Raw genomic sequence first — 26,804 nt, forward strand, 5'->3', positions numbered from 1 at the left:
AGATGGATCAGTCAGCACTTCGTCCGGCGACGGAAATCCTCCATGCGGCCGAGCTCGCCAGGCTCGCCGAGACCGACAAGGGGCTGCGTCCGCCGGGCTGGCGGCTGTCGGCGCGGGCGGTGCGCTCCTTCGTGCTCGGCGATGCCGCGCTCGGCATATCGCGCAAATTCTATGGCGACGATGCGCTCGTCGAGCGGGCGATCGTCAGCCTGATGGGCGAGCAGGGGCTGTTGCTTGTCGGCGAACCCGGCACGGCGAAATCGATGCTGAGCGAGCTTCTGGCCGCCGCCGTCACCGGCTCCACCCGTCTCGTCGTGCAAGGCTCGGCCGGCACGATGGAAGAGCATCTGCGGTATGGCTGGAACTATGCGCTGCTGATCGCCGAGGGCCCGAGCGAAAAGGCTCTAGTGCCCTCGCCGGTGCTGCAGGCGATGCGCGCCGGCCTCGTCATGCGCATCGAGGAGCTGACACGCTGCCCGCCGGAGATCCAGGACGGGCTGATCTCCATCCTGTCGGAAAAGATGATCGCCATTCCGGAATTGGGCGATGCCGCCATCGTGCGCGCTGCACCCGGCTTCAACATTATCGGCACGGCGAACCTGCGCGACCGCGGCGTCAGCGAAATGTCGAGCGCCTTGAAGCGCCGCTTCAATTTCGAAACCGTGCACCCGATCTCCGATCCCGCCTTCGAACGCGAGCTGATCCGCCGCCGTCTTTCCGACCGCCTGGCGCCGACAGGCGTCAAGCCCGAGCTGTCGGAGGCGGCTCTTGCCATCCTCGTCTCCTGCTTCCAGGAACTCAGAGCCGGGCGCACCGCCGAGGGCGTCACGCTGCAGAAGCCGGCCGCCGTCATGTCGACGGCCGAGGCGGTCAATGTCGCGCATGCGGCAGCCCTCGAAGCCGCCTATCTCGGCGACGGCATGGTGACGGGCGCCCATCTTGCCCGGCAGATCGGCGGCATCGTGCTGAAGGACGATCCGGAAGACGGCCGCAAGTTCAAGTCCTATGTCGATCACGTCGTCAAGGACCGCGCCCGCTCAGGCGGCGATTGGCGCTCCTTCTATGAGGCGGCGCGCGCCCTGAGGCTCGACTGAATGGAGGCGGAGGCGGCAGAACGCGAGGCCTTTGCGGCCTATGGAGAGCGGCTGACGTCGGGCGAAGGCGGGTTTTTCTTCTTCCCCATCCGCCACCACAGCCCGGCCTGCGCGCTTCATCTGACCGCCGCGCTCACCGAAATCCGCCCGCGCGCCATCGTGCTGGAAATGCCGTCCGATTTTTCCGGCCTGCTGCCGCTCCTGTCGCATCCCGATATCAGGCTGCCGATCGCCATCGTTTCCGTCGCCGACGGCGAAAGCCCGTCCGACGAGCGCCTTCCCGTGGGCTACTGGCCCTTCTCGGCCACGTCACCGGAATGGGCCGCACTCCGTTTCGCCGGGCAAACCGGCTGCCCGGTCCTTGCCGCCGACCGCGAAAGCGGCGCCCGCCTAGCCGCCGCCCGAAAGGAGAGGAAAGGCGAAGACGGCGAGGGGCAGGCGGCGGGCGGGCAGGAGACCGCGCCGGCGCTTTTGACCGATGAGGGTCAGCTTGCCTATTCCGATTATGCCGAAGGCCTGGTGAAGCGGCTCGGCGTGCGCGATTTCAACGAGGCCTGGGACAGGCTGTTCGAATCCCGCGCCGGGGAAAAGGACTGGCGCGGCTTTTTCCGCGATGTCGGCATTCACTGCGCCCTGTCGCGGCTTGCCACCCCAGCCGCCGAGATCGCCGCCGACGACACGCTGGCCCGTGAAGCCTGCATGCGCGCCGATATGGCGAAGGCGGCGCTCCTGCCCGGCGAAGGGCCGATCGCCGTCGTCACCGGCGGCTTTCACACGCCCGTGCTGATCGATCCGCCGGCGGAGGCGAGCGGCACGGCACCGGAGGCAAATACGCCCGTCCGCACGAAATCCTACCTGATCCGCTACACCCATGATCACCTCGACCGGATCAACGGCTACGGCGCCGGCATGCCCTCGCCACACTGGTACGAGCGGCTGCAGCTGCAGGTCGGCGAAGGCCATGACGACCCCTTCACCGAGACGGCGACGGATGTGGTGCTGGCGCTTGCCGCGCGTCTGCGCCGCGACCGGCCGAATTTCACGCCGCCTTTGCCTTCGCTGGTCGCGACCGTCGCCCAGGCGAGGGCGCTTGCCGATCTGCGCGGATTGCCGGGGCCGGGGCGGGCTGAGATCATCGATGCGGCGCGCTCCTGCCTGGTGAAGGGGGAAGATCCGCGCGATCGCTCGCCGCTGATGGAGGTGCTGTTGACTGAGCTTGCCGGCGAGGGCATCGGCGAGGTGCCGCGCGGCGCCGGCGCACCGCCGCTGGTCGAGGCGGTGCGCCGCCGGGCCCGCGCGCTCGGTTTCCGCATCGAGGACGGCACCGAGCGCAGCCGCCTGCTCGATATCCACCGCAAGCCCCGGCATCTCGCCGCCAGCCGCTTCCTGCATGCCATGTCGCTGCTCGGCACCGGCTTCGGCCGTTGCATGCGCGGGCCGGACTGGGTGGGCGGCACCGCCACCGACGTGCTTTTCGAGGAATGGACCTATCGGTGGTCGCCGGCCGTCGAAAGCCGGCTGGTCGCGCTGTCGATCGACGGCGATACGATCGAGCGTGCGGCCGACGCCGTGCTGTCGCGCAGCGTCGAGGCGCTCGGCGAGGAAGGCAAGGCGCGCAACGCCCTTGCCGCGATCCGCCTGCTGATGATCGCCGGCCAGGCCGGGCTTGCCGGCTCCTGCGGCGCGCTGATGGCGGCGATCGGCCCGGCCGTTGCCGCCGACCCGGATTTCGGCCGGGTCGCGCTCTGCCTGTCGCTGCTCGACAATCTTCGCCGCGGCCGCAAGATCCTCGGTTTTGCCGGCATGCCAGGCCCGGATGCGCTGCGCCTTGCCGCCTATCGCCGCGCCATCGATCTCTTGCCCGACCTGGAAGGCGCCAAGGAGGAGGATGTGCCGCGTTATGTCGAAGCGCTGGCGACGCTGAACGAGATCGCCGAGGCCGGCGCTGCGGCCGGCGATGACGAAGAGCGGCTCGATCTCGATCTTCTCGACGAAGGCATAGGCGCCCTGCTCGACGGCGATCTGGCGCCGCGGGCGGCGGGCGCGGTCGCCGCGATCGCCCATATGTCGGGCCGGGTGAGCGCTGCGGCGCTTTCGACCCGCATCATCGGCCCGCTGCAATTCGGCGTCGGCGCCCCGCCCGCCCGGGTGGAGCCGCTGACCGGCCTGCTGGCGGTGCAGCCGGCGCTGCTCAAGCGCACGCCGGCCCTTCTGGACAAACTCGATCTGGTGCTCGCCGGCCTCGACGAGGCCGAATTCATCGAGGTGCTGGCGCCGCTGCGCCTTGCCTTCACCGCTCTTGGGCCCGATGAGACCGACGCGCTCGCCGCCGTCATCGCCGAGGCCAAGGGCACCTCCCTCGATCTGGCGCCGCGCTTTTCCGGCGGCCCGACCGAGGCCGAAATGCTGGCCAATGCCCGCCTCAACGCCACGCTTGCCGAGCTGGTGTGGGCGGACGGGCTTGGCGCCTGGCTGGAGGAGCCGGCATCATGAGCGATCAGCAAGACGACCGGAAGACGTCGCGGGAGAGCCTGCGCCGCTGGCGCCTGGTGCTCGGCCGCTTCGCCGAGCGCCAGCTTTCCGGCTGCTGCAGCGGCGCCGACGCCCGCCGCGACGCCGTGCTGGAACGCGTCTACGGCGAATCCTATCGCCGCCGCGGCATCCGCACCGGCGGGCCGGAGGACAAGAAGAACCGCAAGGGCGGCACGGAGCCGTCTCAGATGACGCTGCCGGAATGGTATGGCGAGATGCGCTCGCTGTTTCCGAAATCGGTGCTGGAGCGGGTGGAGAAAGATGCGCTCGGCCGGTTCGGCATGACCGAGCTTCTCGACGATCCGAAGGCGCTCGCCGAGCTCAATCCCGATCCGTCGCTGCTGGCCGCGCTGCTTGCCCATCGCGGCCGTTCCGATCCCGTCATCGCGGCCAAGATCCGCGAGGTCGCCAAACGCGTCGTCGAGGAACTCAGCAAGCGGCTTCGCCTGCAGACGAGCCGGGCGCTATCGGGCGCCAGGCGGCGCGGCGAGACGACGGCGCGCCGATCGAGCGCCCGCGACATCGCCTGGAACCAGACGATCCGCAAGAACCTGAAGAACTGGGATCAAGAGCGGCGTGTGCTGATCGCCGAACATCTGCATTTCCATGCCGCCGCCCGCCGGCATCTGCCCTGGCGGATCGTGCTCTGCATCGACCAGTCGGGATCGATGGCGACCTCGCTGATCTATAGCGCCGTCATGGCTTCGATACTGTCGACGCTGCCGGCGGTAACCGTCAAGCTCGTGCTGTTCGACACGTCGGTGGTCGACCTCAGCGACGAGGTCGGCGATCCCGTCGACGTGCTGATGTCGGTCCAGCTCGGCGGCGGCACCGATATCGGCAGGGCGGTCGCCTATTGCGAGGCGACGCATATTGCCGAGCCGCAGCGCACGATCTTCGTGCTGGTCTCCGATTTTTGCGAAGGCGCGCCGCCGGCGCCGCTCTTTGCCGCCGTCCGCCGGCTTGCCGGCGCCCGGGTCAAGCTGCTCGGCCTTGCCGCTCTCGATGAGGCGGCCCGGCCGGCCTATGACCGGGATACGGCAGCCCGCCTCGTCGATGCCGGCATGGAAATCGCCGCGCTGACGCCGGAGCATTTCGCCGACTGGGTTGCGGGGCATATCAGGTGAGCGGGCCCAGGAGCGAAAATGCCGCAAGGTTCGATGCCGCGGCTCTCGGCGACGCGCTGCTGGAGGCGGCTTCCTCCAAGGGCCTGCTGCGCCGCGCCCGCCGGGACGTCGAGGCCGGCCTGGTGCGCCTGAGCGGCTGGGAGGGCGGAACGGCGCTCGCCGAAGCCGATGGCGAGAGCGTGCGGCTTTCCGCCGGGCCGCTTTCCCAGGCAAGCTGCAGTTGCCCGGCGACCGGCCTTTGCCGGCACATCCTGGCCGGCATCCTGGTCATCCGCGATGCCGGGGAGGGAGCCTCGGCCGATGCGCCTGTGACAGCCGGAAGCGAGCTGGCCCCGGCGGCGGCTGCTGCGGATGCGCATGCGGAAATCCTTGCGCTCGGCGAGGATGCCATCGCCCGCGCCTTCGGCCGCGCTGCCTATATCAAGGCGCAAACGCTGCTTTCCGCCCTCGAAGCGGATGCGGTCAGGATCGAAACGAGCGCCAATGCCGTGCGCATTCAGCTTGGCGACCATCCCCAGGTGCTCTATCCAGCCGGCGGCGGCCCGGCCGGCATGATCTCCAAGGCTGCGGCCTCGCAGCGCGCCACGCTGCATGCCGCCGCCCTCCTTGCGGTGCGCGGCCCGGTCGAGAGCGGCGCCGCTAGCGGCCAAGCACTGGAAGAGCCGGAAAAGCTGCCGTCCGGCGTGCTCGAAGAGGCGGCGGCGCTGCTCTGCGATGCCGCCCGCCAGGCGTTGTCGAAGGCGCCTGCCGGCCTCGAAGAGCGCATCGGCGATCTGGTGCTCTCCTCGCGCGCCGAGGCAATGCCGCGGCTTGCCGGCGAGTTTCGCACCATCGCCGCGATGATCCGGCGGCGGCGCGAGCGGCTGGATGCCGCCGATCCGGCCGAGCTGCTCGTCATGCTGGCGCGCGCCTATGCGCTGACGCAGGCGCTTCAGGCCGCTCCCGACGCGCCATTGCTTTTCGGTGCGGCGGGGCAAGCGCCGCAGCCGCTTGAAACAATCGATCTCGTCGGCTGCGGCTTGCGCCTGTGGCAGAGCGAAAGCGGCGCGCGCGGCGTCACCGGCTATTATCTCGCAGCCGACGGGCGAAGCTTCAGCGCGACACTGGCGCGTGCGCCGGGCAGCGATCCGGGCTTTACGCCAAGTCATGCCGCGACCGGCGAAACCGTCTTCGGCCGCTCGCTTGCGGCAATCGCCGGCAGTGCCTTTCGCCTCGAGGGGGCTGCTGTCAGCGGCGATGGCCGCCTGCACACCGGCAGCGGCCGGGCCGAGCTGCTGGAAGCCGGCTGGGAGGCGGCAACCGCCAGGATCGATGGCGTCGTCATCGACGATTGGAGCCAATGCGCGACGCGCCTGGCGCGCGCCTTCCGACCGAAGCTCGCCGCCCCGCCCCGCCGCGCCGAGCCGCTGATCCTGCGTCCGGCGCGCTTCGGGCCGCTGCGTTTCGACGGCGTGGCGCAGGTCGGACGCTGGCCGGTGCAGGACGGCGAGGGGCGCTGGCTGGAGCTGGAAATCGAGGGCGACGACCGGCTGGAGGCCAATTTCGCCCTGCTCGGGACCATCAGCGCCCGCCAGCCGTCGCTGCTTTCGGTTCTGGCCGTTGCCCGCGGCGCCGAAATCGTGCTCTCGCCGGTGGGATTCGGCGCCGACAGGCTGACCATGCTGGACCTGCCGCCGCCGCCCTCGGCGGCGATTACGCAAAGGCCGAGCCTGCTGTCGCGTCTGACCAAAAGCCTGACCTTATCGGGGTTGGCCGAGCGCCGGCCGGCAGGCGAGGGGCGCTTCGAGGCGATGGCGCGCCCGCAGGCGGCAAGCCTCAGGCTGGTCTCGGCCGCCTTCGACGAAATCCTGGCGCTCGCCGAGCTTGGCGGGCGGATGGAAGATCCCGAGCGGCTGCAGCGCATGGAAGCATTGGGCCGGAAGCTCGATGAAGCGGGTCTTGCGCTGGCCGGCGCGCTCCTCGTCAAGCTTGCCGCCGCCCCCGGCCGCAGCCGTGCCGATCATCTGCTGCGCGCCGCCTATGCGCTTGACCTGATGACCCGTATCGACCCTGGGCTGCCCCTGGTGCGGATGCTCTGAGGCAATCCCCGACGCAGAAACCGTCAGAAGCCCAAACGAAAACAGGCGGCACTTGGGCCGCCTGTCTCCATATGCCGGACGAGCCGTCCGTTACTTCTGTTCGGGCGCCAGGAACTCGGCGCAGTAGGACGGACCGTTGACGCCGGGAATGTCGGAGACGGTGCGGATGTCGCGGATCGTGTAATCGGAATTGGTGGTGATTTCCGCGTGGCAGCGCAGATAGGCGGTGCGGGCGGCGGCGATCTGCTTGCCGCGCTTGCCGTCGGCGCCCTCGGCATATTTGGCCGGAATGCGCACGTTCTTGTAGCCGCCGCGCCAGGTATAGATGGTGCTCGCACCTTCCTCGCGGTCGCTGATCGGCGGCCCGTAGGCGGCGAAGAAGATGCCGGCCGATTTGCCGACCCAGCGGGCCTCGATCGGATTGCCGGCGGAAGGAATGGTCGTGCATCCGGCAAGCGCAATGGCAAGCCCGGCCGCGGTGATGGTGCGGAGTTTCATCGTGTCGTCCCTGATCTCTGACGCATTGGCTGCGAAGCCGCCGTCGCGGCGGTTTCGCCTGTCCCGGCGAGCCCTTTAGCGCGGAACCCGGCAAAAGAAAATTGCCCCTTTTGCACTTCCGTTCGATTTGCCCGGGGTGTGTCTTTTTGCAGCAACGGCCCATTGCGGCCCCTGTCATCAACCCGTCAAAAATTCCCTCGGATTTTTGAAATTTGGCGCTTGTGCAACCAGATAGGCTGTTCTATAGAAGCGCCGCTGGTCACGGAGTGTAGCGCAGTCTGGTAGCGCACCACGTTCGGGACGTGGGGGTCGAGTGTTCGAATCACTCCACTCCGACCAGCTAGAAACCCCGCTTCGGCGGGGTTTTTCGTTTTGGAATGCCTTAAGGAAACGCGGCCGGCAGGCTGTTGTCCAGAATATAGAAGTGTTCGCCGATCTTGCTGACGCTGATGAACTCGTCCGGACCAGGGTCGAGAGTGACGCATTCCTTCTTTTTTTCCGAACAGAACGTCTGCAGGCGCTGTAGCCAGGCTGCGGATTGCTCGCCTTTGGGCAAGGCAATTTCATCGCTCTCATCATAGACGAGCGTCGAGTAGGTTTTATGCCTGAACGTATCGTCCCATGCGAATGTCCGGAAGCGCTGCCCTTCGTCCGAATGATCGGCTCGTTTGATCTCTGCCAGATAGGCTTGCTTGGTCAGCGCAAACCGGACGCTGTCGGGCATCATCCCGGCAGTGGCGATAAGATGAAGGCAGACGAGCAGCAGCAGGGGCGCCGTCAGCAGAGACAGAACGCGCCGCCAGCGCCGCAGCACCAGATTGAAGCAGAGGGAGCCTGCGATGGCGATCAGCGTTATGAAAAAGACGATCAGATCGATCGTCCCCCAGTCCCACTGGGGAGCAAGCCAATAAACCCAATTCGGTCCCAGAAACGGCAACAGCCACAGGGCATATGTCCAGGTAAATTGGTCGCTGCTTTTGATTTGCTCTGGCACGTTTGTTACCGGGTATGTTGGTTTGAGGATTACCTGGAAGCCGAATATGGCATGGCGACGACGCGCATGTTCACGTGATTACCAACTCGATCCGTCATGACTCACTTAAACGCGGTAACGAACGGGATCTTCGCCGATTTCCGCCATGCCTTCGGCGAGGGTGGACATCAGTTGTTCGCGGCGAGCAGGCCGCATCAACGACAGGCCGCGCGTCATGGCGTCACGCCACGACTGACCGCGTTCCCAGGCCTCGCAATAGGCGAGCGCAAGATCGGAATGGCGGCGTGTCGCGCCCATCGCTTCGAAAAGGTGGGATGCCTGCTGCACGTCCTTTTCGCGCTTGAGCATGCCGTTGTCGTCATTCTGCCGCCGTGAGGCGACGATCAGCTTGTGGACTGCGTAACGCTCCGGAGCGGGAACATTGACCGCGATGCCGCTCTTATGAAGAATCACGGTCCTGATGGGATTGTAGATGAGGTAATCGAGGAACCTGAGGGGTTCGGCGGAAATTCCGCCAAGCGCAGGCATATCGGCGGGCTTGTGCTGATTGTCGTCACTGCCCGTATTCGGCGTCAGGAACTCGACCTTGTAGTTTCTCGCATTCACGAACTGCGTGGAGCGCGTGGGATGGTTGAGATGCGGTACCTGCCGGAAAGTCGGGTCCAGCTTCTCAAGGACGTCTTGAATGGGAGGAATGCTGTCGTTGACAGCCGTCGAGATCGAGTGGAACTGGGCGAAGTCGGCATCGCCCGTCTGCATCAGCGATGCCGGCAATCGAACGCCGAGCACGCCGGAATAGGTCTGGAACGCCACGGTTCCGACCAGGACCGCGCGCAGACGGAACAGTCCTGCATTGGCAAGCGCCTCGATGACGTCGCCCGTAAACCTGGGCGGTGCGTTCATGCCCCCTTCTCTTGTCAGAGTGGCCACCATCCGCCGGCGGTTTCTGAGGTCATCCTTGATCGCGCCGAATTGGGTCACCCTTTTCGTGACGTCCTCGTCGCTCTTCGGCCCGACATATGACCGTTTGATGCCGTCTTGGCCCGGAAGGTCGAAATACCAGTATTCCCTGCCTTTGACGGGGACGGAGACGAACCGGCCCTCCAGCGGGAATTCGGCGACGAAACTTCCGTCCAGGGACCGCTGACCCAGTTCGGCCAGCATCGTCTGGTACATCAGGTCTATTTCGCGGATGCGCATGAGTTTCTCGCGTTATAATTTTTCGGTAAAAAGATTATAACGCTGAACTTCACCCGCGAAAAGGGCTCTATTTTTCTTGGGGTATAATTTTTCTGCGGGAAGGTTATAACGAGAGGGTTGAAGAGAGCGCGGTGCATCACCGCAGCCTGAATCAGCTTTTCTGCGCTGCGCTTCCGAATCAACCGGAACGAGTCCCAAAGTGATTCGTTGACTCGCGTTCCGTGTGAGATACTGGGCCATGAGCAAGCGACGAAGCTTCAAACCGGTGAAGATCACCATCAATGGCAAGACCCGGACGGTCTATAACGTCGTCCAGGCGGGCAACGCCTTGCTGAATGACTGGCCGGAGCAGACGCCGGCGGCCAAGGCTGCCGAGTTGCTTGTGCTCGACGTCTTCAACGATGCCGCCGGGCCCGAGCAGGTGCGCCGCGCCTTCATAACGGCGGCCAAGGCGAGCGACATCAAGTTCAGTTCCTGACCGGTGGTGCGTCCGGTTTATTCGATTGCGCCGGACGGAATGCCGCCGGAAGATCGACGGACACCTCGAGTGGCTGGAAATGCCGCTGGTTTTCGGTAACGACGGTGAGGTCATAGGCCCGCGCCGTCGCCGCAATGATGAGATCGCCGAGGCCGGGATGGCAGCCTTTGCTTTCCGCCTCATCTTCCAGAGCGCCGGCGATCCTGGCGACGACGGTATCCATCGGCAATATCCGATCCCCGAATGTGTCGGTGACGACATCAAGCCATTCCGAAAGCCGTTTTGCCCGCTCGATGCCGCCGCGGCGGTGAAGGCTGCGCATTCCCCTCTCGATCTCCGCCACGGAGAGAGCCGATAAAAAGAGAGCATCGGCTTGCCCCTGTTCGTGGAACCATCTCCGCACCGGATCGGAGGGCGGCGCCTTGCCCGGCGCGAACTTCGAAATGATATTCGTGTCGAGAAGGTAAGCCGTCACAGATCGATGTCCCTCATTTTTGAGGAGTTCCGCTCCAGTTCGACGCCGCCCGGGAAGGTCAGCAGGAAATCCCCGAAATTCGGCCGCGGTTTGTTCAAAGCCTTCTTCGCGGCCTCGGCTGCTTCGACCGACACCAGCACGGCGGCGGGTTTGCCGTGGCGGGTGATCGTCACGAATTCGCCGTTTGCGGCTTCGTCCACCAGGCTGGCGAAACCGGCCTTTGCCTCTGCCACGCTGATTGTCGACATGACGCTCTCCCGATTGATATGACCATTTATGGTCATAATAGGTTTGCGCTCGTTGGAATCAAGGGAAATCCCCATCCAGGCGACCGAGGCGATTGCTGCGAGGAGGCCGAAGGCGAGGCAGGTGAGGGCCTGGATTCGCCAGGAGACGAAGGTCACCGGCGCCGGGGTGGCGGGCTTTTCCACGCAATGCCCGGGCGGGCAGGTGCAGCCGGAAAAGGCCTGCATGATGCAATCGGCGGACATCGTCGTTTCTCCCTCAGGCGTAAAGCTGATCGCCGTCGGTGATGCCCATGATCTCGCGGGCATAGCGGTAATGCGCCGCCACGCTTGCCGTGGCGCCGCGCAGCCAGGACGGGCCGCGGAGCACATGTTCGGGGCGGCTGAGATAGACGAAACCGAGGGCGCCCATGCGCTGGGCTTCGTTGGCCATATAGGCGGCGCAGTCTTCGAGCCCGCGGGCGGCATTCCAGCGGGCGTCCCTTAGGCTCTGCTCGGTCTCGATTTTGCGGAAATGCTGCATCGCTTCGCCTCGCTCGTGCCGGATGTCGGTGTTGAGACGAAGGTATCTATTATACCCAATATCGTCAAGCATAAGAGGTATAAAAAATACCTTTCTGATTGACGGGGTACGAATCGTAGGCGTATGGGTGAGCGGTGATTGGGCGACCGGGTGCAACTCCCGAGCTGACGAAGCCCAGCGGCGCGGGAAGCGAAAGTCCTTAAGTGCGCTGTCAGAAAATCAGGACGAGGGCGAAGCGAATGGCCCCTCTGGCGCGTGTCCCATCCCGGCTCCGGCCTTCAGGACATGGCCAATGCTCTCCCGGCTTCATGGGCTCTGCTCATGGGGTAGGGGGAAGCTTTGGCCGGAACCCTCCCTCACCAGCCTTCAGGAACGGGAAAGAGATGGAAGAGAAAAGGAGGAAGAGAGATGAGGATACCACACGCGCGCGGCGGCGGTGACCGGCTTGGAGGCGGTCGCGTTCTCTAAGATTCGCTGCCTGCGCTTGAAGCGCGTGTTTCCAGGCGTGCCAGTCTCGCAAGGTCGCTGCGCACGTTTTGCGCGTGGCGATTGGAGCGACGACGGCAGGACTCGGTTTCGGCCTTGCGAGAAGTTCGCCTCAATGCAGCATTGCCCGCGCGGCGCCGAAAGCGATGATTGCTTCGGCAGGGCTCACGATAGTGAACCATATTCTGCCGGCGCGGGAGGAGCGGCGATCATCTTGAATCTTTTTTGGAAGAGCTTGGCGTTTTGCGGGAATGACGCGTTCTATGTCTTGGAATAAATTCGTGTTTTCGAGAAAATCCGGCTGTCACATCTCGATCACCGAGCGGCGGACGCGGCCGATGATGGTGACGGCGCCCTGGAATTCCGGCGGCGGCACATCCTCGTAGGAGGCCGGCTGGAAGGGCGGGTTGTCGTTCGGCCGGTAGCGCTTGTAGGTCGCAGCTCCGGTCTCGTCGGCGACGACATAAAGCGCGTTCGGCGCCAGGCGCTTGTCGCGGCGGTTGACAAAAATGATCGAACCCGGCGGCGAGATCTTGTTCATCGAATTGCCCTCGACCTCGAGCGCGATCCAATCGCCGTCCGGCAGATCGAGCGCGGCGACGGTCGGGAATTCCGAGAAGTCGGTGATCGGCGCCTGCTCGGTCAGCTGGCCGGCGCTGACCCAGGAGATCTTCGGCACGTCGGCGACGGAGACCGGCCGCTCTTCCGGATCGAGCGCGTCGCCCGTCCCGAACTGCAGCCAGTTGAGATTGACCTTGAACGCCTTGGCATATTTCTTCGCGTCGGCGATGCCGAAGCCGTTCCGGCCCGACTCATGCGCCTTGTAGACATTGGCGTTCCAGCCGAAACGATCGACGATCGCCTTCGGCCCGGCAAAGCCGGCGTTCTTCCTGGCCATGACCAGACGCTTTGCGCGTTCTTCGCGCTCAAATTGTTCCTGATCTTTCAACATGATATAAATTATACCCTAAAAAAAGGTACATGTAATGCCCTAAATCGCTTGACGTGCGAGGTATTTTACGTACCCTGATGGCCATGAGAAACGCTGAAATCACCAACGACCGGCCCAGACTTCCGGGCTCCGCCAATGAGCCGAGCATTCGCAAGATTTCGCCCGTGCGCCGCGCCCGGCACCCGGACGAGTGCTACACCGGCTGCCCGAATTGCGGCAGGGCGCTGTCGATCGCCGAGGTGATCGAGCGCCATTGCGAGAATTGCGGCCGGCAGACGAAACCGGAGGAAATCAGGCGGACGCCGATCGTCGCCCGTTCTGCCTCCGTCACCGAATCCGACAGCCTCACTCCTCCCTGAAGGCTATCGGCAGCTGGCGTCGTCGCTCCTCCCCCGGCGACGCCAGCACCCCGGCCGCGATCATCATGACGACGGCCAGAGAGACGACCGGAGCCTTCTTCCGCAACAAAGCAGGCTCCTGATGTCAGCAACGAACCCGAAAATGAAGACGGCCAATGACGGCTTCGCCGGCAGCATCTCGCCATGTCGAAGCCGAACGAGGATCAAGCGATGAGCACCGCCACAGCCTGTCAAGGCACTGAAATAAACGCCCTCGAGCTCTTCCGCTCCGGCCGGGACTATATCGAAATCTCAGCCATTCTCGGCATGTCGGTGCCGGCCGTCGAAACGGAGATCCACCGGCTGCGCAGCGCCGAGAAGGGCGACACCGCCCAGCAGGATTATGCCGCCGGCAAGCCCAGGCGGTTTGCCGGCCGCGCCGCCCGACCGGGCACCCCGGTTAATTTTGCCGGCCGGCACAGGCTGCGGGTTTGAGGCCGAAAGAAGCTTCGAGCGGAAAGGGATGCGAATGCAAAAGGAAGCGATGGACAAGGACATCATGGAGATCCTCAGCCCCGTGCTGGGGCCGGAGCTGGCGGCGGCGATCATCGAGCATCGTAGCCGCACGCTGAAGAAGCCGCTGACGGCTTACGCGGCGAAGATTCAGGTCAAGGAGTACCTGAAGACCGGCAATCCGGTCGAGGCCGCCGAGATGCAGATCCTGCGCGGCTGGCGGGCGATCAAATCGGACTGGTATTTCAATGAGAAGGCGAGGGAAGCGGGATCGACCGATGCAAACACGGGCAGAAGGACATTGGTCGATGCCGCAAGAGATTTCCTCTCCGGTGACGATCATAGCGGGGATGCTTTCGGGCTTTCCGGCCTCCGCCGGCACTGATCCCGACATGCAGATCCGCGCCTTTCTCGTCGCCATCGACGGCATTCCGGCCGAGGCGGTCTGGCGCGCCGCCAAGCTGTTTCTGTCAGGCAAGGTCAGGGACCATAACCGCGCCTTCGCCCCGAGTGCCGCGAGCTTTGCCGAACTCGCCCGCCAGCAGCAGGCGCTGATGGCCAGGGAAAGCCGCCCGCCGATCGAAGTGCGGCCCGAACCGCCGCAGCCGAAGGTCGCGGCCTACAAGATGCAGCTGCTGAGACAGGCGGCGAACGGCAGCCTGAACGCCAGGCGGGAGCTCGCAGACATGTTTCCCGACAACCCGGTCATCGCAAGGGCCGCACGAGACGCACAGGAGATAGCGGGATGAGAGACCTGTTCTGGACGGAAGACAAGATCGCCGAGGCGCAGAAGTTCTGGCAGGCGGGCTTCTCGGCACGCGAGATTGCCGAGCTGTTCGGCTCGAAGAAGAACACCGTCATCAACATGGCGCACCGCAACCGCGACCGGTTTCCCTCCCGCCAGCAGGCGCACAAGCCGCCCGGCGCTGCGGCGCCAGCGCCGACCTGCCATCCCGACCGGGTGACGCGGGTGACTTTGTCGGGCGCTCATGTGACGATGCCGCGCGTGCCGACCATCGACGGGCCGGCGCCATGAGCGCCGTCACCCCGCGCGAGCGCGAAATCATCGGCTGGATGGCGGCAGGCAAGACCGCCGCCGAGATCGGCGCCATCCTCGCCATCTCGCCGATCACCGTCAACACCCACATTGCCAATGCCAAGGCGAAACTCGGCGTCTTCAAGGAGACCGCCCTGGTCGCCGCCGCACTCCGAAACGGCATCATTCGATAGGAAGGACATCCCATGGGCGGCAAGGCCACCAAGGTGAAGACACAGCGGGCAAACAAAGGCGCCGGCCGGCCGCGCAAGGCCAATGTCGAGCGTTTCCCCTGCGGCAAGATCAAGCCCTTCGAGACCGAGAAGGACAATGTCAGCGTCGCGGTCGCCGCCCGCCGCCGCATCCACGGCTTCAGCAGGACGGTTGATGACGAGACGGTCAGGAGCCCCTATGCCGGCTACACCCTCGGCCGCATGTTCCTCGACGGCGTCATCACCGACGAACAGCGCCAGGCCGGCGACGACTATGCCGAAGCCATGGCCCGCTACCACAAGACCACGGGCATCCCGGCCCCGAGCCCGAGGGCGCAATCGCTCTTTGCCGTCAAGGGCCATGAAGGCGAGGTGACCGAAAGCCTCGCCGAGCGCGCCCGCAAGGCCAGCAACCGCATGATGGCGCTGCAGGCGATCCTGCTTGCCTGCGAGGACGGCCCGCAGGTGCGAAGCACCGTCTATAATGTCGCCGTGATGGACTACGACCATCTGCGCCACATGCCGCCGCAGCAATTGCTGTGGCTGCGCCGCGGGCTGATCGCGCTGCGGCGGTCGAGGGCTGGGTGAGCATTTTCACCCCATCCTTCGTCGCCCTCGGGCTTGACCCGAGGACCCACGCCGGCTCCTCGGCTGTGGCCATGGATTCCACGCTCGAGGCCTGGAATGACGGAGGTCGGGGAGGCATCGGCAAGAGGCGCAACCGAGGTTGGGGAGGGCGATGCAAGTGGCGCAAGGGAGGGCGGCCATCTGGAAGTGGCGCAACGCCGCTGCTATTCCCTCACCATCGCTGGATTTGCCACGGATCCCACCCCACCCTCCGTCGTCCTCGGGCTTGACCCGAGGATCCATGCCGGCCTCGTCGACTGTGGCCATGGATTCCAGGCTCAAGGCCTGGAATGACGGAGGTCGGGAAGGCATCGGCAAGAGGCGCAACGGAGGTTGGGGAGGGTGATGCAAGTGGCGCAAGGAGGGCGGCCATCTGGAAGTGGCGCAACGCCGCTGCTATTCCCTCAACCATCGCTGGATTTGCCACCGAGCCTCACCCACCCTCCGTCGTCCTCGGCTCGGGCTTGACCCGAGGACCCATGCTGGCCTCGTCGACTGTGGCCATGGATTCCAGGCTCAAGGCCTGGAATGACGGAGGGTGGCGAAGGCGATCGCCAAGGGGCGCAACGGAGGTTGGGGAGGGTGATGCAAGTGGCGCAAGGGAGGGCGGCCATCTGGAAGTGGCGCAACGCCGCTGCTGTTCCCTCACTATCGCTGGATTTGCCACGGATCCTACCCCAACCTCCGTCATCCTCGGGCTTGACCCGAGGATCCATGCCGGCCTGGTCGACTGTGGCCATGGATTCCAGGCTCAAGGCCTGGAATGACGGAGGGTGGCGAAGGCGATCGCCAAGGGGCGCAACGGAGGTTGGGGAGGGCGATGCAAGTGGCGCAAGGGAGGGCGGCCATCTGGAAGTGGCGCAACGCCGCTGCTATTCCCTCACCATCGCTGGATTTGCCACGGATCCCACCCCAACCTCCGTCATCCTCGGGCTTGACCCGAGGATCCATGCCGGCCTCGTCGACTGTGGCCATGGATTCCAGGCTCAAGGCCTGGAATGACGGAGGGTGGCGAAGGCGATCGCCAAGGGGCGCAACGGAGGTTGGGGAGGGTGATGCAAGTGGCGCAAGGGAGGGCGGCCATCTGGAAGTGGCGCAACGCCGCGGCTATTACCTCACCATCGCTGGATTTGCCACGGATCCCACCCCACCCTCCGTCGTCCTCGGGCTTGACCCGAGGACCCATGCCGGCTCCTCGGCTGTGGCCATGGATTCCAGGCTCAAGGCCTGAAATGACGGAGACCGGGGAGGGTCATAGGCAAGAGGCGCAACGTCGCCGCTACCCCCTCACTATCGCTGGATTTGCCACGGAGCCCACCCCAACCTCCGTCGTCCTCGGGCTTGACCCGAGGACCCATGCCGGCTCCTCGGCTGTGGCCATGGATTCCAGGCTCAAGGCCTGGAATGACGGAGATCGGGGAGGGGTATCGGCAACAGGCTGCGCCTCCGAACCCGCGACAGGCCGGGAACCGAGAGACGGGTTCGGTTGTTAGAAAGCGCGCAACTGAAACCGTCGGAGGCAGCAGATGAACCCGAAAAGCACATTGAGCATTGCCGGCCATCCGATTCATCCGATGTTGATCCCTTTCCCGGTCGCCTTCTTCGCCGGAACGCTGGTCACCGATATGGTTCACAGCCAATCCGACAACCCGTTCTGGCCGGCCGCGTCGAACTGGATGCTCTCAGCCGGCCTCGTCATGGCGGCACTGGCGGCACTCGCCGGGCTGACCGACTTTTTGGGGGATGCCCGCATCCGCGCCTTGCGGGATGCCTGGCTCCATATGATCGGCAACGTTATCGTCGTTCTGATCGAAGCCGTCAGCCTCTGGCGCCGGCTCGTGCAGGGCCCCGAGTTTATCGTGCCGACCGGGCTGGTGCTGTCTCTGCTCGCCGTGGCGCTTCTTTTGTTCAACGGCTGGAAAGGCTGGGAAATGGTCTATCGCCACCGGGTCGGCGTCAAGGAAGAGACTGACATCCGATGAGGTGAGGCAAAGGGCGGCCGAGCGGCTGATGGGCAACTTCCGTGCTGCTTTCCCGCGCTCCCACGCAATCATCTGCGCCCGATGCCGCCGCAGCAGCTGCCATGGCTACGGCGAGGTTGACGGGTGCGGAGGAGATCGGGTTGGCCCATTTTTTAGGGGCGGGCCGCACAGAGTATCGAAGTGCATGGCTGTGTTGTCAGCACCTCCGCACGGCCCACCATACTTACGATCGGCGGAGCTTCTTGTTCCCGCGCCGACACAATATTCCGGCCAGCCTCGTCCGTGCCGTGCCTCGGCGGTCCTCCTGTGAGGGCTGATTCAACCTCTTCCGCTCGACGACAGTCCCCTTGCCGAAAGTTGCAATCAGCTCGAACGCGCTAGCGTCGGCTGAAACGGGCCGGCTGATCGACCGGCCGGCTTGACCGTAGAACCGGGCTACGACGCGCGCCGGCCGGTCGACCATCCGACTCCGTTTGAACCAACAGAATGCTTCAATCTAACCAGGAAAGGCTCTAATGGCGGAAGCCGGACGAACCCTTTTCGTTGCCGCGCCATGAGAGTAATTTGCACTCAAACTGTCTCAACTTTGCGGTGGAGAGTGGCGGTGTTTATCGACGGCCGTCGCAAGTTCCTGCTCTTTTTAGTCGTCGCATCCTGTCAGATGGTGTTCGCGCCACGATCAGGTGCGGCGGACGATATCGTGACGATCGACAGCGGAATGCTGAAGGGTGAGAGGTCGGGCACAGTTGTCAGCTTCAAGGGCATACCCTATGCGGCGCCACCGGTTGGGGATCTCAGATGGCGCAATCCGAGACCGATCGAGGCATGGAGTGGCATCAGGGATGCCCGCGATTTCGGTCCGTCGTGCATGCAGACCGGCGACCTGGCGAAGTCAGAGGATTGTTTGACCCTCAATGTCTGGATCCCCGCCAAGCGGCCGCCGACACCGATGCCGGTGATGGTTTGGATTTATGGCGGCGCTCTTGTCCATGGAAACACCGCCCAGTATCCCGGTGGCCAGCTGGCCGCCCGGAAAGTCGTGTTCGTCAGCATGAACTACCGCATGGGACGATTGGGTTATTTTGCCCATCCGGCGCTGATGAAGGAATCCCCTGACGAGCCGGTCGGCAACTATGGTTACATGGATCAGCTGGCCGCCCTGAAATGGGTCCGGCAAAATATCGAAGCCTTCGGCGGCGATCCGAAGAAAGTGACGATATTCGGAGAGTCGGCCGGTGGCGGCTCGGTGATGGCGCATATGATATCGCCATTGTCACGGGGGTTTTTCCGGGGCGCCATTCTGCAATCACCGGGCCTGCCGACCGCGCGTGCTGAGATCACCCCCTTGTCACCTTTGAAGGAAGCAGAAAAGACCGCCTTGGACTATGCGGCTTCTCTGGGAATCCACGGCAGCGATGACGACGCTCTCACCGCCCTTCGGGCGCTGCCTGCGGAAAAGCTGACCGAGGGTGCATCGGCGCAGGAGGTGCTGGCGGGAATGGCGACCGGCAAGCCCGTCATCGGCATCTCAGGCCCGATGATTGACGGACGGTTTTTGCTCGAAACGCCGGAAGCGGCTTTTGCGGCAAGCCGCCAGGCGCCGGTTCCGGTCATTATCGGGGCCAATGATCGAGATCTCGGTCTCGGTCAGGCAGCGACGAAAGACGATCTCTTCGCGCTGTTCGGAAGCCGTGCCGCCGAAGCCCGCAGCCTCTACGATCCTACCGGCCAGCAGAGCCTCGATGAACTGAAGCAGCAGGTTCTGGCCGACAGAACGCTTGTCGAGCCATCCCGCCACCTCGCTGACGAGATCGCCCGCACCGGGCAGCCGACATGGTGGTATCGTTTCTCCTATGTCGCCGAGGCCTTGCGCAACGATCCGGCATGGAAAGGCGCTCTGCATGGCTTCGAAATTCCCTATATTTTCAACGTGCCAAACGCGCTGGTGAAAGGCAAGGTGACGCCAGCCGACTGGGCCATGGCCACATTGGCGAGTGCTTACTGGCTGGGGTTTGCTGCCAATGGTGACCCCAATGGAGGCTCACGGCCAAAATGGCCCCACCACAACGCCGCCGTCGACAGGCTCTTCGACTTCACCAATCACGGCGTGACGGTAGGAGCCGATCCGCTGAAGCTCCGGCTCGACCTCTGGCAAAGCCATTGGGAGGAGAAGAAGTGACAGGGCGGTGCACAGGGCGAGGCCGGCATAGGGGTGCATGTAGACGTCATCCACATCCTCATGCCTTCACCGCCGAGAAGAAAAGGAACCGCTGGCTCGTCGTCAGGCTCCTTCACTTTTTCAGGTGGCGCCACCGCGATGAAACCGCCGCGGTGGCGAGCTGGCCGGAAAGCTGGCCGCCCTTTTGATCAGAGGAGGAAATCCGAATCCGTCAAACCCAGGTTTGTGCCTGTCAAGACGATCGTCGTTTCGTCGCTATTCGCGTCCCCATTGGTATCGAAGTGAAGGATCGTGTTGCCGCCGCTTTCCGTGTACCAGGCACCGTGGGCTGTCACCGTTGTTCCACCCCAGGCGAACGCTTGGTCACCCGGTGTGCTCGGGTTGAGCGTATACGCGTCGAGCCCGCTCACATCGATCTTGTCAAACCCATGGTGGAAGTCAAAGATCGTGTCCGGGGCGACGGACGTGCTGTCGCCCGCTGAGGTAAACACAAAGGTGTCATTGCCGGAGCCACCCCAGAGGTCATCCTGCTCGGCGCTGCCATTGAGCGTGTCGTTGCCGGAGCCGCCGTACAACGTGTCCAAGCCTTGGCTTCCGATCAATATGTCGTTACCTGCCTGGCCGTAGAGCTTGTCGGCCCCGTTATTTCCATTCAGCGTGTCGTTGCCTGCCTGGCCATAGAGGATATCACCAGAGTTGCCGCCGCTGATTGTATTGTCGCCCGCATTTCCGACCTTGGTATCGACACCGTTGGTTTCGCCCCAATTTGTCGTTGTGGCGATCGCTGTGTCCGTATCGTGGTCATTGCTCGTATCGCTGTCGCTCTCGATCACGTCGGTGATGCCGAGATGGAAGTTATGCGAGGCATCCGGCGTGCCGCCAACCGTTGCATCATTCACATCAACGGTCACGTCGTAGCCGGCCTTCGCTTCGAAGTCCGCGCCACCGGTGAAGTACAGCGCGCCGTTCAGGATCGTGAATGAGGCGGCATCACTTCCAGACAGCGACAGCACGTTGTTGCCGGAATCGAAATCGGTGACCGCGATATCGGCAACTTTGATCACGCCCCCATTTTCGGGCGTCGACGTCACTGTGTTCGACAACACAACTGCCGTCGGCGCGTCGTTGACCGCATCAAGCGTGAAGCTCTGGCTTGCCGGCACACTGCCGCCGTTGCCGTCGGTGACGCTGTAGCTGAGGCTGACCGGGCCGTTATAGTTGGCATCCGGCGTGAAGCTCCAGGTGCCGTCATTGTTGTCGACCAGGGCGCCATGATTGGCGGTGAGGCCGGCGACTGACAGCTGGTCGCCGTCGACATCGGTAAAGCCGGCCAGCAGGTCGGCAGTGCTGAAGGTGTAGGCCGTGTCCTCGATGCCTGCCGCAAGCGTCGCCGCGTTACCGCTGAGGACCGGCGCATCATTGACCGCATCCAGCGTGAAGCTCTGGCTTGCCGGCACACTGCCGCCCTTGCCGTCGGAGACGGTGTAGCTGAGGTTCACTGGGCCGTTGTAGTTGGCATCCGGCGTGAAGCTCCAGGTGCCGTCATTGTTGTCGATGAGCGCGCCATGATTGGCGGTGAGGCCGGAGACCGACAGCTGGTCGCCCTCGACATCGGAGAAGCCGGCCAGCAGGTCGGCGGTGCTGAAGGTGTAGGGCGTGTCCTCGGTGCCTGCCGAAAGCATCGCCGCATTGCCGCTGAGGACCGGTGCGTCGTTGACCGCATCAAGCGTGAAGCTCTGGCCTGCCGGCACACTGCCGCCATGGCCGTCGGTGACGCTGTAGCTGAGGCTGACCGGGCCGTTGTAGTTGGCATCCGGCGTGAAGCTCCAGCTGCCGTCATTGTTGTCGTTGAGGGCGCCGTGATTGGCAGTGAGGCCGGCGACCGACAGCGGGTCGCCGTCGACATCGCTGAAGCCGGCCAGCAGGTCAGCGGCGCTGATCGTGTAGGCCGTGTCCTCGCTGCCTGCCGAAAGCGTCGCCGCATTGCCGCTGAGGACCGGTGCGTCGTTGACCGCATCAAGCGTGAAGCTCTGGCCTGCCGGCACACTGCCGCCATGGCCGTCGGTGACGCTGTAGCTGAGGTTGACCGGGCCGTTGTAGTTGGCATCCGGCGTGAAGCTCCAGCTGCCGTCATTGTTGTCGTTGAGGGCGCCGTGATTGGCAGTGAGGCCGGCGACCGACAGCGGGTCGCCGTCGACATCGGTGAAGCCGGCCAGCAGGTCGGCGGCGCTGATCGTGTAGGCCGTGTCCTCGATGCCTGCCGAAAGCGTCGCCGCGTTGCCGCTGAGGACCGGAGCGTCGTTGACCGCATCAAGCGTGAAGCTCTGGCTTGCCGGCACACTGCCGCCGTTGCCGTCGGTGACGCTGTAGCTGAGGCTGACCGGGCCGTTGTAGTTGGCATCAGGCGTGAAGCTCCAGGTGCCGTCATTGTTGTCGTTGAGGGCGCCGTGATTGGCGGTGAGGCCGGCGACTGACAGCTGGTCGCCGTCGACATCGGTAAAGCCGGCCAGCAGGTCGGCGGCGCTGAAGGTGTAGGCCGTGTCCTCGATGCCCGCCGCAAGCGTCGCTGGGCTGCCGCTGAGGACCGGTGCATCATTGACCGCATCCAGCGTGAAGCTCTGCGTCGCCGGGACGCTGCCGCCATTGCCGTCGGTGACGCTGTAGCTGAGGCTGACCGGGCCGTTGTAGTTGGCATCAGGCGTGAAGGTCCAGCTGCCGTCATTGTTGTCGATGAGCGCGCCATGATCGGCGGTGAGGCCGGAGACCGAGAGCTGGTCGCCGTCGACATCGCTGAAGCCGGCCAGCAGGTCGGCGGCGCTGATCGTGTAGGCCGTGTCCTCGCTGCCTGCCGAAAGCGTCGCCGCATTGCCGCTGAGGACCGGCGCATCATTGACCGCATCAAGCGTGAAGCTCTGGCTTGCCGGGGCACTGCCGCCGTTACCGTCGCTGACTCTGTAGCTGAGGCTGACCGGGCCGTTATAGTTGGCATCCGGCGTGAAGCTCCAGCTGCCGTCATTGTTGTCGATGAGCGCGCCATGATTGGCGCTGAGGCCGGAGACCGACAGCTGGTCGCCGTCGACATCGGTGAAGCCGGCCAGCAGGTCGGCGGCGCTGATCGTGTAGGCCGTGTCCTCGATGCCTGCCGAAAGCGTCGCCGCGTTGCCGCTGAGGACCGGAGCGTCGTTGACCGCATCAAGCGTGAAGCTCTGGCTTGCCGGGGCACTGCCGCCGTTGCCGTCGGTGACGCTGTAGCTGAGGCTGACCGGGCCGTTATAGTTGGCATCCGGCGTGAAGCTCCAGGTGCCGTCATTGTTGTCGACCAGGGCGCCATGATTGGCGGTGAGGCCGGCGACTGACAGCTGGTCGCCGTCGACATCGGTAAAGCCGGCCAGCAGGTCGGCAGTGCTGAAGGTGTAGGCCGTGTCCTCGATGCCTGCCGCAAGCGTCGCCGCGTTACCGCTGAGGACCGGCGCATCATTGACCGCATCCAGCGTGAAGCTCTGGCTTGCCGGCACACTGCCGCCCTTGCCGTCGGAGACGGTGTAGCTGAGGTTCACTGGGCCGTTGTAGTTGGCATCCGGCGTGAAGCTCCAGGTGCCGTCATTGTTGTCGATGAGCGCGCCATGATTGGCGGTGAGGCCGGAGACCGACATCTGATCGCCCTCGGCATCGGTGAAGCCGGCCAGCAGGTCGGCGGTGCTGAAGGTGTAGGGCGTGTCCTCGCTGCCCGCCGAAAGCGTCGACGCATTGGCGCTGAGGACCGGTGCGTCGTTGATGCCGTTGATCACAACCGTCAGCGTGCCGACGCTGAGCGTTCCGTTCGACATCTTGATCGTGTACTGGATCGTGTCAGTGAAGGATTCTCCGGCATCGAGCGCGTTGATCTGCGTGCTTATACCGGCTGCGTCATAGTGGATCTGGTTGTCACTGCCGATCCAGAATGTTGCTCCCATCTGGCTGGTTTGGCTGAAGCTGATGCCCACGCCGTCCTGCATCAGCAGGTCCTTGTTGTAATCGACAAACGCCTTGTTGCTAACGATGATCGCTGCCCCTCCGTCATCGTTTTTGACGCCGTCATCCGCCGAATAGATCGTCGTCTTCACTCCGCCGCCGCTTGCGGCCAGGACGTCGAACGTGAACTGAAGGTTGCCGTCCTCGGTGCCGGATTGTGTCAGATTGGCTGCCGCACCTGAATTCGAAAACGTGACGGTCGTGCCTGAAACTGTCGTAGTCGCCATTACAAATTCCCCCCAGTGATACTGCGAACGACGAAAGTGTTCGCCGCCCAATTACTATTTCCAATCTGGGTGCTCCACCCACGTCGCCGAAGAAATCGCGGAATAAACATGCCCGATCTGCACGGTATATTATATTTTTCTAAATAGTAACCCTGAAGATGCATAAAATGCCACCAGCTATACAATAGAGTTAAAGTTTATTGTGGATAAACGCGTTCGACAATTCATATTATTATTTACGCCAGCGTCCGAATGGCCTGCACTTTTCGTTTATCGACACGGAAGAGTTTCCCACCGCCGACGGCGTGGTGCGGTGCGCGGATAAAGGCTGGGGCCTGCTGCGGGAACTCTGCTCAACTCTCAGAAAACGCGAACGAAGAGCTTCGATGGTTGGCGGACAAACCCGTGTCGACGCAGGCGATGGAGCTGGACGATCGAAAGACGACAACCTAAAAGAGATGCGGCCAAACCCGCATCTTGCAGGAGACTAAAAATGCAGCGCATCGAGAGGGAAGTGAGCGGCGGCTGCCAGTGCGGCGCCGTGCGCTACCATGCAAGCGTCATGCTCGACAATTCGCATCTCTGCCATTGCCGCATGTGCCAGAAAGCCTCGGGCAACATCTTTGCCGCGCTCGTCGCCGCGCCCGATGATGCGCTCACCTGGACACGCGGCAAGCCAAGCGTCTGGAAGAGCTCGGAGCTCGTCGAGCGCGGCTTCTGCGCCAATTGCGGCACGCCCCTGTTTTTCCACCACCGCGAAAACGGCCGCACCAACCTGATGATCGGTTCGCTCGACGATCCCAACGCCTTCCCGCCGCTGGCCAATACCTGCACCGAGAACATGGTGACGTGGTTCGAGACGATCACGGGATTGGAAAACACCGGTGCGACCGAGACCAACGGCGCCGACTGGGCCGCGGCGATCAAGGCGAGCAACAATCAGCACCCCGATCACGATACCGCCTCCTGGGCGGTGAGGGAGCGTGAAGGCTGAGACCTGCCGCTGCCTAAGATGGCGCATCTCCGCTCCGGCGGAATGAAGCGCCGACATATAGCGGGGATTATTGGACACGGAGGCTGCGCTGGTGCCATCCGCACCGGCGCGAAACAGCCGAGGCTCCGGCTCTGGCGGCCTGAAGCGGTCGCTCTCTCATTGGTCGAGCGTCTACATCGGGGCAAAGCGGTCACTTCCTGAATTCCATCCCCTTTCACGGCCACCCTTGACGGCTCTAGGTCGATTGTCCTAGAGAGCTTTGTAGGGCAATTGTCCTACGCAATGGCGATGGAGGATCGGGCGCTTGGCGGCAGCAACCACACGACTGCAGATTGTCGAGGCTGCAGACGAGCTCTTTTACAAGCGGGGCTTCGAGGCGACGTCCTTCGCCGACATTGCGGAGGTCGTCGGGCTTTCGCGAGGCAACTTCTACTATCATTTCAAGACGAAAGACGAGATTCTCGATGCGGTCATCGCCCATCGGCTTTCAAGGACCGAGGCGATGCTGGATGCGTGGGAGGTTGGGGCTGAAGCCCCAGGCGAACGAATTCGCAACTTCATCCATATCCTCATCACCAACCAGACGAAGATCATGGCCTTCGGCTGCCCTGTCGGCACGCTATGCAACGAACTCGCCAAACTCGACCACACCGCCAGGGACGAGGCGGCGAAGCTTTTCACTCTGTTTCGCGACTGGCTCTCGCGCCAGTTTGCGGCACTTGGCCGTGAGACCGATGCCGACGCGCTCGCCATGCATATCTTGATGCGAAGCCAGGGCGTCGCGACGCTCGCGACCGCCTTCCGCGACGAGGCCTTCGTCCGCCGTGAAGTCGACAATATGTGCCTCTGGTTGGCAGCACAGCGACCCAATCCCGGCGATCATCCCGAATCCGTTCCCACCCAGAACTCGTGAAAGAGGCCCTGTATGTTCGTCGTTACACTTAAATTCTCAGCCAGCACCGCCCGAGCGTCCGCCCTGATGGAAGGGCATAATGCGTGGATCAAGCAGGGATTTGACGATGGTATCTTCCTCCTTGCCGGAAGCCTTCTGCCAAGGGCAGGCGGAGCGGTGCTCGCCCACAACACATCCCGCACCGATCTCGAAATGCGCCTCCAGCAAGACCCTTTCGTTGCGGAGGGTGTCGTCAGCGCCGACATTTTTGAAATTGCACCCGGCCGCACCGACGACCGTTTGGCCTTTCTCCGGGGGTGAGAAAGTGAGCGCGACGGTCTTCGGCCCCGATGGGCAGCCTCGTTGCCGCTGATCTCGGCGACCAGCTCAGAACGGACGAACACAGCATTTCGCTCCCTTCCAGTATCCACGGCTGACTTGCCGATGATCAGCTTGTCCATCTGCTCCCGCAGCTCGCCGGCGGAACGTTCGTTGAAGCCGGTTCCGACTCCGCCGACATAGACGAGCTGGTCACCCTTGCGCGCGGCGAGCAGAAGCCGCCCGATGCCGCGTCATCAGATACATTGTCCGAGAGTGGATGGAGAAGAGCGCCTGGCTGTCGGTGCATCAGCTGGATGAAGATGGAGAGGTAGGCGGAAAACGCTTAACTCGGTAGCCGCGTCGAACACGGACGGGGGAAACGACTACCCGGGTGGTTCAGCGTAGGTTCAGGCGACAAGTGAGAGGTTTGTTCCAACGACGCTCGGAGGTGCTCCTATGCTGCGATACGTTTTACTCGCTGGTGTTTTCGCCGCGATAAGCACTCCCGCCCTTGCCGGTCCCGGCAAGGACGAGAGCGGCAAACGTTCCTATCGAAGCTGGGAGCATCGAGAAGATTTCAGGCGTCACTCCTCTCGCATTCCCCGTGGTCATCTGCCGCCTCCGGGCTTCTGCCGCGTGTGGCTGTATGATCGACCTGCTGGGCATCAACCCCCGCCGACAAGCTGCCGCGAAGCACAACGGTTTGCTTATCGCTATGGCGGACGCGTTATCTGGGGCGGCGAACGATAGGCAAGAAGTGCTCTTGATTTGTCCGGCTTGAACCGCCGTC

At 63.8% G+C, this 26,804-nt stretch carries 27 protein-coding genes, 1 tRNA gene and 1 pseudogene; 19 read left to right on the forward strand and 10 right to left on the reverse strand.

What is annotated here, in order from left to right:
* Positions 1-2 precede the first annotated feature (2 nt).
* Genes A7X77_RS03910 through A7X77_RS03925 form a run of 4 tightly spaced genes read left to right on the forward strand, consistent with a single transcriptional unit; the run spans position 3 to position 6,831 of the window.
* Positions 3-1,094, forward strand: coding sequence for an ATP-binding protein (locus tag A7X77_RS03910; protein ID WP_245293702.1), 1,092 nt, complete (start codon positions 3-5; stop codon positions 1,092-1,094).
* On the forward strand, positions 1,095-3,587 hold the full coding sequence (locus tag A7X77_RS03915; RefSeq protein ID WP_064681717.1) for a DUF5682 family protein: 2,493 nt from the start codon (positions 1,095-1,097) through the stop codon (positions 3,585-3,587). It abuts the gene before it with no gap.
* A complete protein-coding gene (locus A7X77_RS03920; protein WP_064681718.1) occupies positions 3,584-4,753 on the forward strand; it encodes a VWA domain-containing protein in 1,170 nt (389 codons plus the stop codon). The genes A7X77_RS03915 and A7X77_RS03920 overlap by 4 nt, the downstream gene beginning before the upstream one ends.
* Entirely contained in the window at positions 4,750-6,831 is a 2,082-nt protein-coding gene (locus tag A7X77_RS03925) for an SWIM zinc finger family protein (protein WP_064681719.1), read from the forward strand. Before A7X77_RS03920 ends, A7X77_RS03925 begins: the two co-directional genes overlap by 4 nt.
* Positions 6,832-6,921: 90 nt before the next feature.
* Here the strand turns inward: A7X77_RS03925 and A7X77_RS03930 are convergent, their stop codons facing one another.
* Complete coding sequence (locus tag A7X77_RS03930) at positions 6,922-7,329, reverse strand: hypothetical protein (RefSeq protein ID WP_064681720.1); 408 nt, start codon at positions 7,327-7,329, stop codon at positions 6,922-6,924.
* Positions 7,330-7,591: 262 nt separating this feature from the next.
* On the opposite strand from A7X77_RS03930, the gene A7X77_RS03935 reads away from it, so the two are divergent.
* Positions 7,592-7,668, forward strand: a tRNA-Pro gene (locus tag A7X77_RS03935).
* Between the two features lie 43 nt (positions 7,669-7,711).
* Here A7X77_RS03935 and A7X77_RS03940 read toward each other — a convergent pair.
* Both A7X77_RS03940 and A7X77_RS03945 read right to left on the reverse strand, forming a co-directional pair.
* Entirely contained in the window at positions 7,712-8,323 is a 612-nt protein-coding gene (locus tag A7X77_RS03940; protein ID WP_064681721.1) for a hypothetical protein, read from the reverse strand.
* Positions 8,324-8,428: 105 nt separating this feature from the next.
* On the reverse strand, positions 8,429-9,517 hold the full coding sequence (locus A7X77_RS03945; protein ID WP_064682297.1) for a nucleotidyltransferase family protein: 1,089 nt from the start codon (positions 9,515-9,517) through the stop codon (positions 8,429-8,431).
* 244 nt (positions 9,518-9,761) lie between these two features.
* Between A7X77_RS03945 and A7X77_RS03950 the strand changes: the two genes are divergently transcribed.
* Positions 9,762-10,001 carry a DUF982 domain-containing protein gene (locus A7X77_RS03950; RefSeq protein ID WP_064681722.1) on the forward strand — a complete coding sequence of 80 codons (240 nt, stop codon included), beginning with the start codon at positions 9,762-9,764 and terminating at the stop codon, positions 9,999-10,001.
* Here A7X77_RS03950 and A7X77_RS03955 read toward each other — a convergent pair.
* From A7X77_RS03955 to A7X77_RS03975, 4 genes are all read right to left on the reverse strand, one after another.
* Positions 9,991-10,476: a type II toxin-antitoxin system VapC family toxin gene (locus A7X77_RS03955; protein WP_064681723.1), complete on the reverse strand. Its 486-nt coding sequence runs from the start codon at positions 10,474-10,476 to the stop codon at positions 9,991-9,993. The two genes, A7X77_RS03950 and A7X77_RS03955, sit on opposite strands and share 11 nt — an antisense overlap.
* Positions 10,473-10,724 (reverse strand): type II toxin-antitoxin system Phd/YefM family antitoxin, encoded by a 252-nt coding sequence (locus tag A7X77_RS03960; protein ID WP_064682298.1) that lies wholly within the window; start codon positions 10,722-10,724, stop codon positions 10,473-10,475. Before A7X77_RS03960 ends, A7X77_RS03955 begins: the two co-directional genes overlap by 4 nt.
* A 256-nt stretch (positions 10,725-10,980) precedes the next feature.
* Positions 10,981-11,244 carry a hypothetical protein gene (locus A7X77_RS03965; RefSeq protein WP_064681724.1) on the reverse strand — a complete coding sequence of 88 codons (264 nt, stop codon included), beginning with the start codon at positions 11,242-11,244 and terminating at the stop codon, positions 10,981-10,983.
* Between the two features lie 790 nt (positions 11,245-12,034).
* Positions 12,035-12,682 carry a S24 family peptidase gene (locus tag A7X77_RS03975; RefSeq protein WP_009995064.1) on the reverse strand — a complete coding sequence of 216 codons (648 nt, stop codon included), beginning with the start codon at positions 12,680-12,682 and terminating at the stop codon, positions 12,035-12,037.
* A gap of 83 nt (positions 12,683-12,765) precedes the next feature.
* On the opposite strand from A7X77_RS03975, the gene A7X77_RS31915 reads away from it, so the two are divergent.
* The 10 genes from A7X77_RS31915 to A7X77_RS04035 all read left to right on the forward strand — a co-directional run bounded on the left by A7X77_RS31915 (position 12,766) and on the right by A7X77_RS04035 (position 19,569).
* On the forward strand, positions 12,766-13,041 hold the full coding sequence (locus A7X77_RS31915) for a hypothetical protein (RefSeq protein ID WP_432431335.1): 276 nt from the start codon (positions 12,766-12,768) through the stop codon (positions 13,039-13,041).
* A gap of 210 nt (positions 13,042-13,251) precedes the next feature.
* Positions 13,252-13,515, forward strand: a complete 264-nt coding sequence (locus A7X77_RS03980) for a hypothetical protein (protein ID WP_064682299.1) — start codon at positions 13,252-13,254, stop codon at positions 13,513-13,515.
* Positions 13,516-13,549: 34 nt separating this feature from the next.
* Entirely contained in the window at positions 13,550-13,918 is a 369-nt protein-coding gene (locus A7X77_RS03985) for a hypothetical protein (RefSeq protein ID WP_064681726.1), read from the forward strand.
* A complete protein-coding gene (locus A7X77_RS03990; protein WP_064681727.1) occupies positions 13,884-14,282 on the forward strand; it encodes a hypothetical protein in 399 nt (132 codons plus the stop codon). The genes A7X77_RS03985 and A7X77_RS03990 overlap by 35 nt, the downstream gene beginning before the upstream one ends.
* On the forward strand, positions 14,279-14,569 hold the full coding sequence (locus A7X77_RS03995; RefSeq protein ID WP_064681728.1) for a GcrA family cell cycle regulator: 291 nt from the start codon (positions 14,279-14,281) through the stop codon (positions 14,567-14,569). Before A7X77_RS03990 ends, A7X77_RS03995 begins: the two co-directional genes overlap by 4 nt.
* Positions 14,566-14,763 (forward strand): response regulator transcription factor, encoded by a 198-nt coding sequence (locus A7X77_RS04000; RefSeq protein ID WP_064681729.1) that lies wholly within the window; start codon positions 14,566-14,568, stop codon positions 14,761-14,763. Before A7X77_RS03995 ends, A7X77_RS04000 begins: the two co-directional genes overlap by 4 nt.
* Positions 14,764-14,775: 12 nt before the next feature.
* On the forward strand, positions 14,776-15,369 hold the full coding sequence (locus A7X77_RS04005; RefSeq protein WP_064681730.1) for a hypothetical protein: 594 nt from the start codon (positions 14,776-14,778) through the stop codon (positions 15,367-15,369).
* A gap of 96 nt (positions 15,370-15,465) precedes the next feature.
* Positions 15,466-15,702 carry a hypothetical protein gene (locus A7X77_RS04010; protein WP_064681731.1) on the forward strand — a complete coding sequence of 79 codons (237 nt, stop codon included), beginning with the start codon at positions 15,466-15,468 and terminating at the stop codon, positions 15,700-15,702.
* Positions 15,703-16,934: 1,232 nt separating this feature from the next.
* On the forward strand, positions 16,935-17,390 hold the full coding sequence (locus tag A7X77_RS04025) for a DUF2231 domain-containing protein (RefSeq protein ID WP_064681734.1): 456 nt from the start codon (positions 16,935-16,937) through the stop codon (positions 17,388-17,390).
* Positions 17,391-17,994: 604 nt separating this feature from the next.
* Positions 17,995-19,569: a carboxylesterase/lipase family protein gene (locus tag A7X77_RS04035; protein WP_064681736.1), complete on the forward strand. Its 1,575-nt coding sequence runs from the start codon at positions 17,995-17,997 to the stop codon at positions 19,567-19,569.
* A gap of 188 nt (positions 19,570-19,757) precedes the next feature.
* On the opposite strand, the gene A7X77_RS04040 is transcribed toward A7X77_RS04035, so the two are convergent.
* Positions 19,758-23,807: a cadherin-like domain-containing protein gene (locus A7X77_RS04040; RefSeq protein WP_064681737.1), complete on the reverse strand. Its 4,050-nt coding sequence runs from the start codon at positions 23,805-23,807 to the stop codon at positions 19,758-19,760.
* Positions 23,808-24,300: 493 nt separating this feature from the next.
* Here A7X77_RS04040 and A7X77_RS04045 point away from each other — a divergent pair, with 493 nt between their 5' ends.
* The 3 genes from A7X77_RS04045 to A7X77_RS04055 all read left to right on the forward strand — a co-directional run bounded on the left by A7X77_RS04045 (position 24,301) and on the right by A7X77_RS04055 (position 26,014).
* Positions 24,301-24,801 carry a GFA family protein gene (locus tag A7X77_RS04045; RefSeq protein ID WP_064681738.1) on the forward strand — a complete coding sequence of 167 codons (501 nt, stop codon included), beginning with the start codon at positions 24,301-24,303 and terminating at the stop codon, positions 24,799-24,801.
* A 304-nt stretch (positions 24,802-25,105) separates the two neighbouring features.
* Positions 25,106-25,714 (forward strand): TetR/AcrR family transcriptional regulator, encoded by a 609-nt coding sequence (locus tag A7X77_RS04050; RefSeq protein ID WP_064681739.1) that lies wholly within the window; start codon positions 25,106-25,108, stop codon positions 25,712-25,714.
* A gap of 12 nt (positions 25,715-25,726) precedes the next feature.
* Positions 25,727-26,014, forward strand: a complete 288-nt coding sequence (locus tag A7X77_RS04055; protein WP_064681740.1) for a YciI family protein — start codon at positions 25,727-25,729, stop codon at positions 26,012-26,014.
* 20 nt (positions 26,015-26,034) lie between these two features.
* On the opposite strand, the pseudogene A7X77_RS31920 reads toward A7X77_RS04055, so the two are convergent.
* Both A7X77_RS31920 and A7X77_RS32935 read right to left on the reverse strand, forming a co-directional pair.
* Positions 26,035-26,262, reverse strand: a pseudogene (locus A7X77_RS31920) (non-homologous end-joining DNA ligase); the annotation flags it as partial.
* A gap of 223 nt (positions 26,263-26,485) precedes the next feature.
* Complete coding sequence (locus A7X77_RS32935; protein WP_156668076.1) at positions 26,486-26,626, reverse strand: hypothetical protein; 141 nt, start codon at positions 26,624-26,626, stop codon at positions 26,486-26,488.
* Positions 26,627-26,804 lie beyond the last annotated feature (178 nt).

Origin of the sequence: Rhizobium bangladeshense (genome assembly GCF_001662075.1) — a bacterium.
GTDB lineage: Bacteria > Pseudomonadota > Alphaproteobacteria > Rhizobiales > Rhizobiaceae > Rhizobium > Rhizobium bangladeshense_B.

What these genes read in the sequence shown, in the direction of transcription:
- A7X77_RS03910 (WP_245293702.1), top strand. Translation starts at nt 3, where the DNA reads ATGGATCAGTCAGCACTTCGTCCGGCGACGGAAATCCTCCATGCGGCC.
- A7X77_RS03915 (WP_064681717.1), top strand. Translation starts at nt 1,095, where the DNA reads ATGGAGGCGGAGGCGGCAGAACGCGAGGCCTTTGCGGCCTATGGAGAG.
- A7X77_RS03920 (WP_064681718.1), top strand. Translation starts at nt 3,584, where the DNA reads ATGAGCGATCAGCAAGACGACCGGAAGACGTCGCGGGAGAGCCTGCGC.
- A7X77_RS03930 (WP_064681720.1), bottom strand. Translation starts at nt 7,329, where the DNA reads ATGAAACTCCGCACCATCACCGCGGCCGGGCTTGCCATTGCGCTTGCC.
- A7X77_RS03950 (WP_064681722.1), top strand. Translation starts at nt 9,762, where the DNA reads ATGAGCAAGCGACGAAGCTTCAAACCGGTGAAGATCACCATCAATGGC.
- A7X77_RS03960 (WP_064682298.1), bottom strand. Translation starts at nt 10,724, where the DNA reads ATGTCGACAATCAGCGTGGCAGAGGCAAAGGCCGGTTTCGCCAGCCTG.
- A7X77_RS03965 (WP_064681724.1), bottom strand. Translation starts at nt 11,244, where the DNA reads ATGCAGCATTTCCGCAAAATCGAGACCGAGCAGAGCCTAAGGGACGCC.
- A7X77_RS03975 (WP_009995064.1), bottom strand. Translation starts at nt 12,682, where the DNA reads ATGTTGAAAGATCAGGAACAATTTGAGCGCGAAGAACGCGCAAAGCGT.
- A7X77_RS31915 (WP_432431335.1), top strand. Translation starts at nt 12,766, where the DNA reads ATGAGAAACGCTGAAATCACCAACGACCGGCCCAGACTTCCGGGCTCC.
- A7X77_RS03980 (WP_064682299.1), top strand. Translation starts at nt 13,252, where the DNA reads ATGAGCACCGCCACAGCCTGTCAAGGCACTGAAATAAACGCCCTCGAG.
- A7X77_RS03985 (WP_064681726.1), top strand. Translation starts at nt 13,550, where the DNA reads ATGCAAAAGGAAGCGATGGACAAGGACATCATGGAGATCCTCAGCCCC.
- A7X77_RS03990 (WP_064681727.1), top strand. Translation starts at nt 13,884, where the DNA reads ATGCTTTCGGGCTTTCCGGCCTCCGCCGGCACTGATCCCGACATGCAG.
- A7X77_RS03995 (WP_064681728.1), top strand. Translation starts at nt 14,279, where the DNA reads ATGAGAGACCTGTTCTGGACGGAAGACAAGATCGCCGAGGCGCAGAAG.
- A7X77_RS04000 (WP_064681729.1), top strand. Translation starts at nt 14,566, where the DNA reads ATGAGCGCCGTCACCCCGCGCGAGCGCGAAATCATCGGCTGGATGGCG.
- A7X77_RS04005 (WP_064681730.1), top strand. Translation starts at nt 14,776, where the DNA reads ATGGGCGGCAAGGCCACCAAGGTGAAGACACAGCGGGCAAACAAAGGC.
- A7X77_RS04010 (WP_064681731.1), top strand. Translation starts at nt 15,466, where the DNA reads ATGACGGAGGTCGGGGAGGCATCGGCAAGAGGCGCAACCGAGGTTGGG.
- A7X77_RS04025 (WP_064681734.1), top strand. Translation starts at nt 16,935, where the DNA reads ATGAACCCGAAAAGCACATTGAGCATTGCCGGCCATCCGATTCATCCG.
- A7X77_RS04040 (WP_064681737.1), bottom strand. Translation starts at nt 23,807, where the DNA reads ATGGCGACTACGACAGTTTCAGGCACGACCGTCACGTTTTCGAATTCA.
- A7X77_RS04045 (WP_064681738.1), top strand. Translation starts at nt 24,301, where the DNA reads ATGCAGCGCATCGAGAGGGAAGTGAGCGGCGGCTGCCAGTGCGGCGCC.
- A7X77_RS04055 (WP_064681740.1), top strand. Translation starts at nt 25,727, where the DNA reads ATGTTCGTCGTTACACTTAAATTCTCAGCCAGCACCGCCCGAGCGTCC.
- A7X77_RS32935 (WP_156668076.1), bottom strand. Translation starts at nt 26,626, where the DNA reads ATGACCACGGGGAATGCGAGAGGAGTGACGCCTGAAATCTTCTCGATG.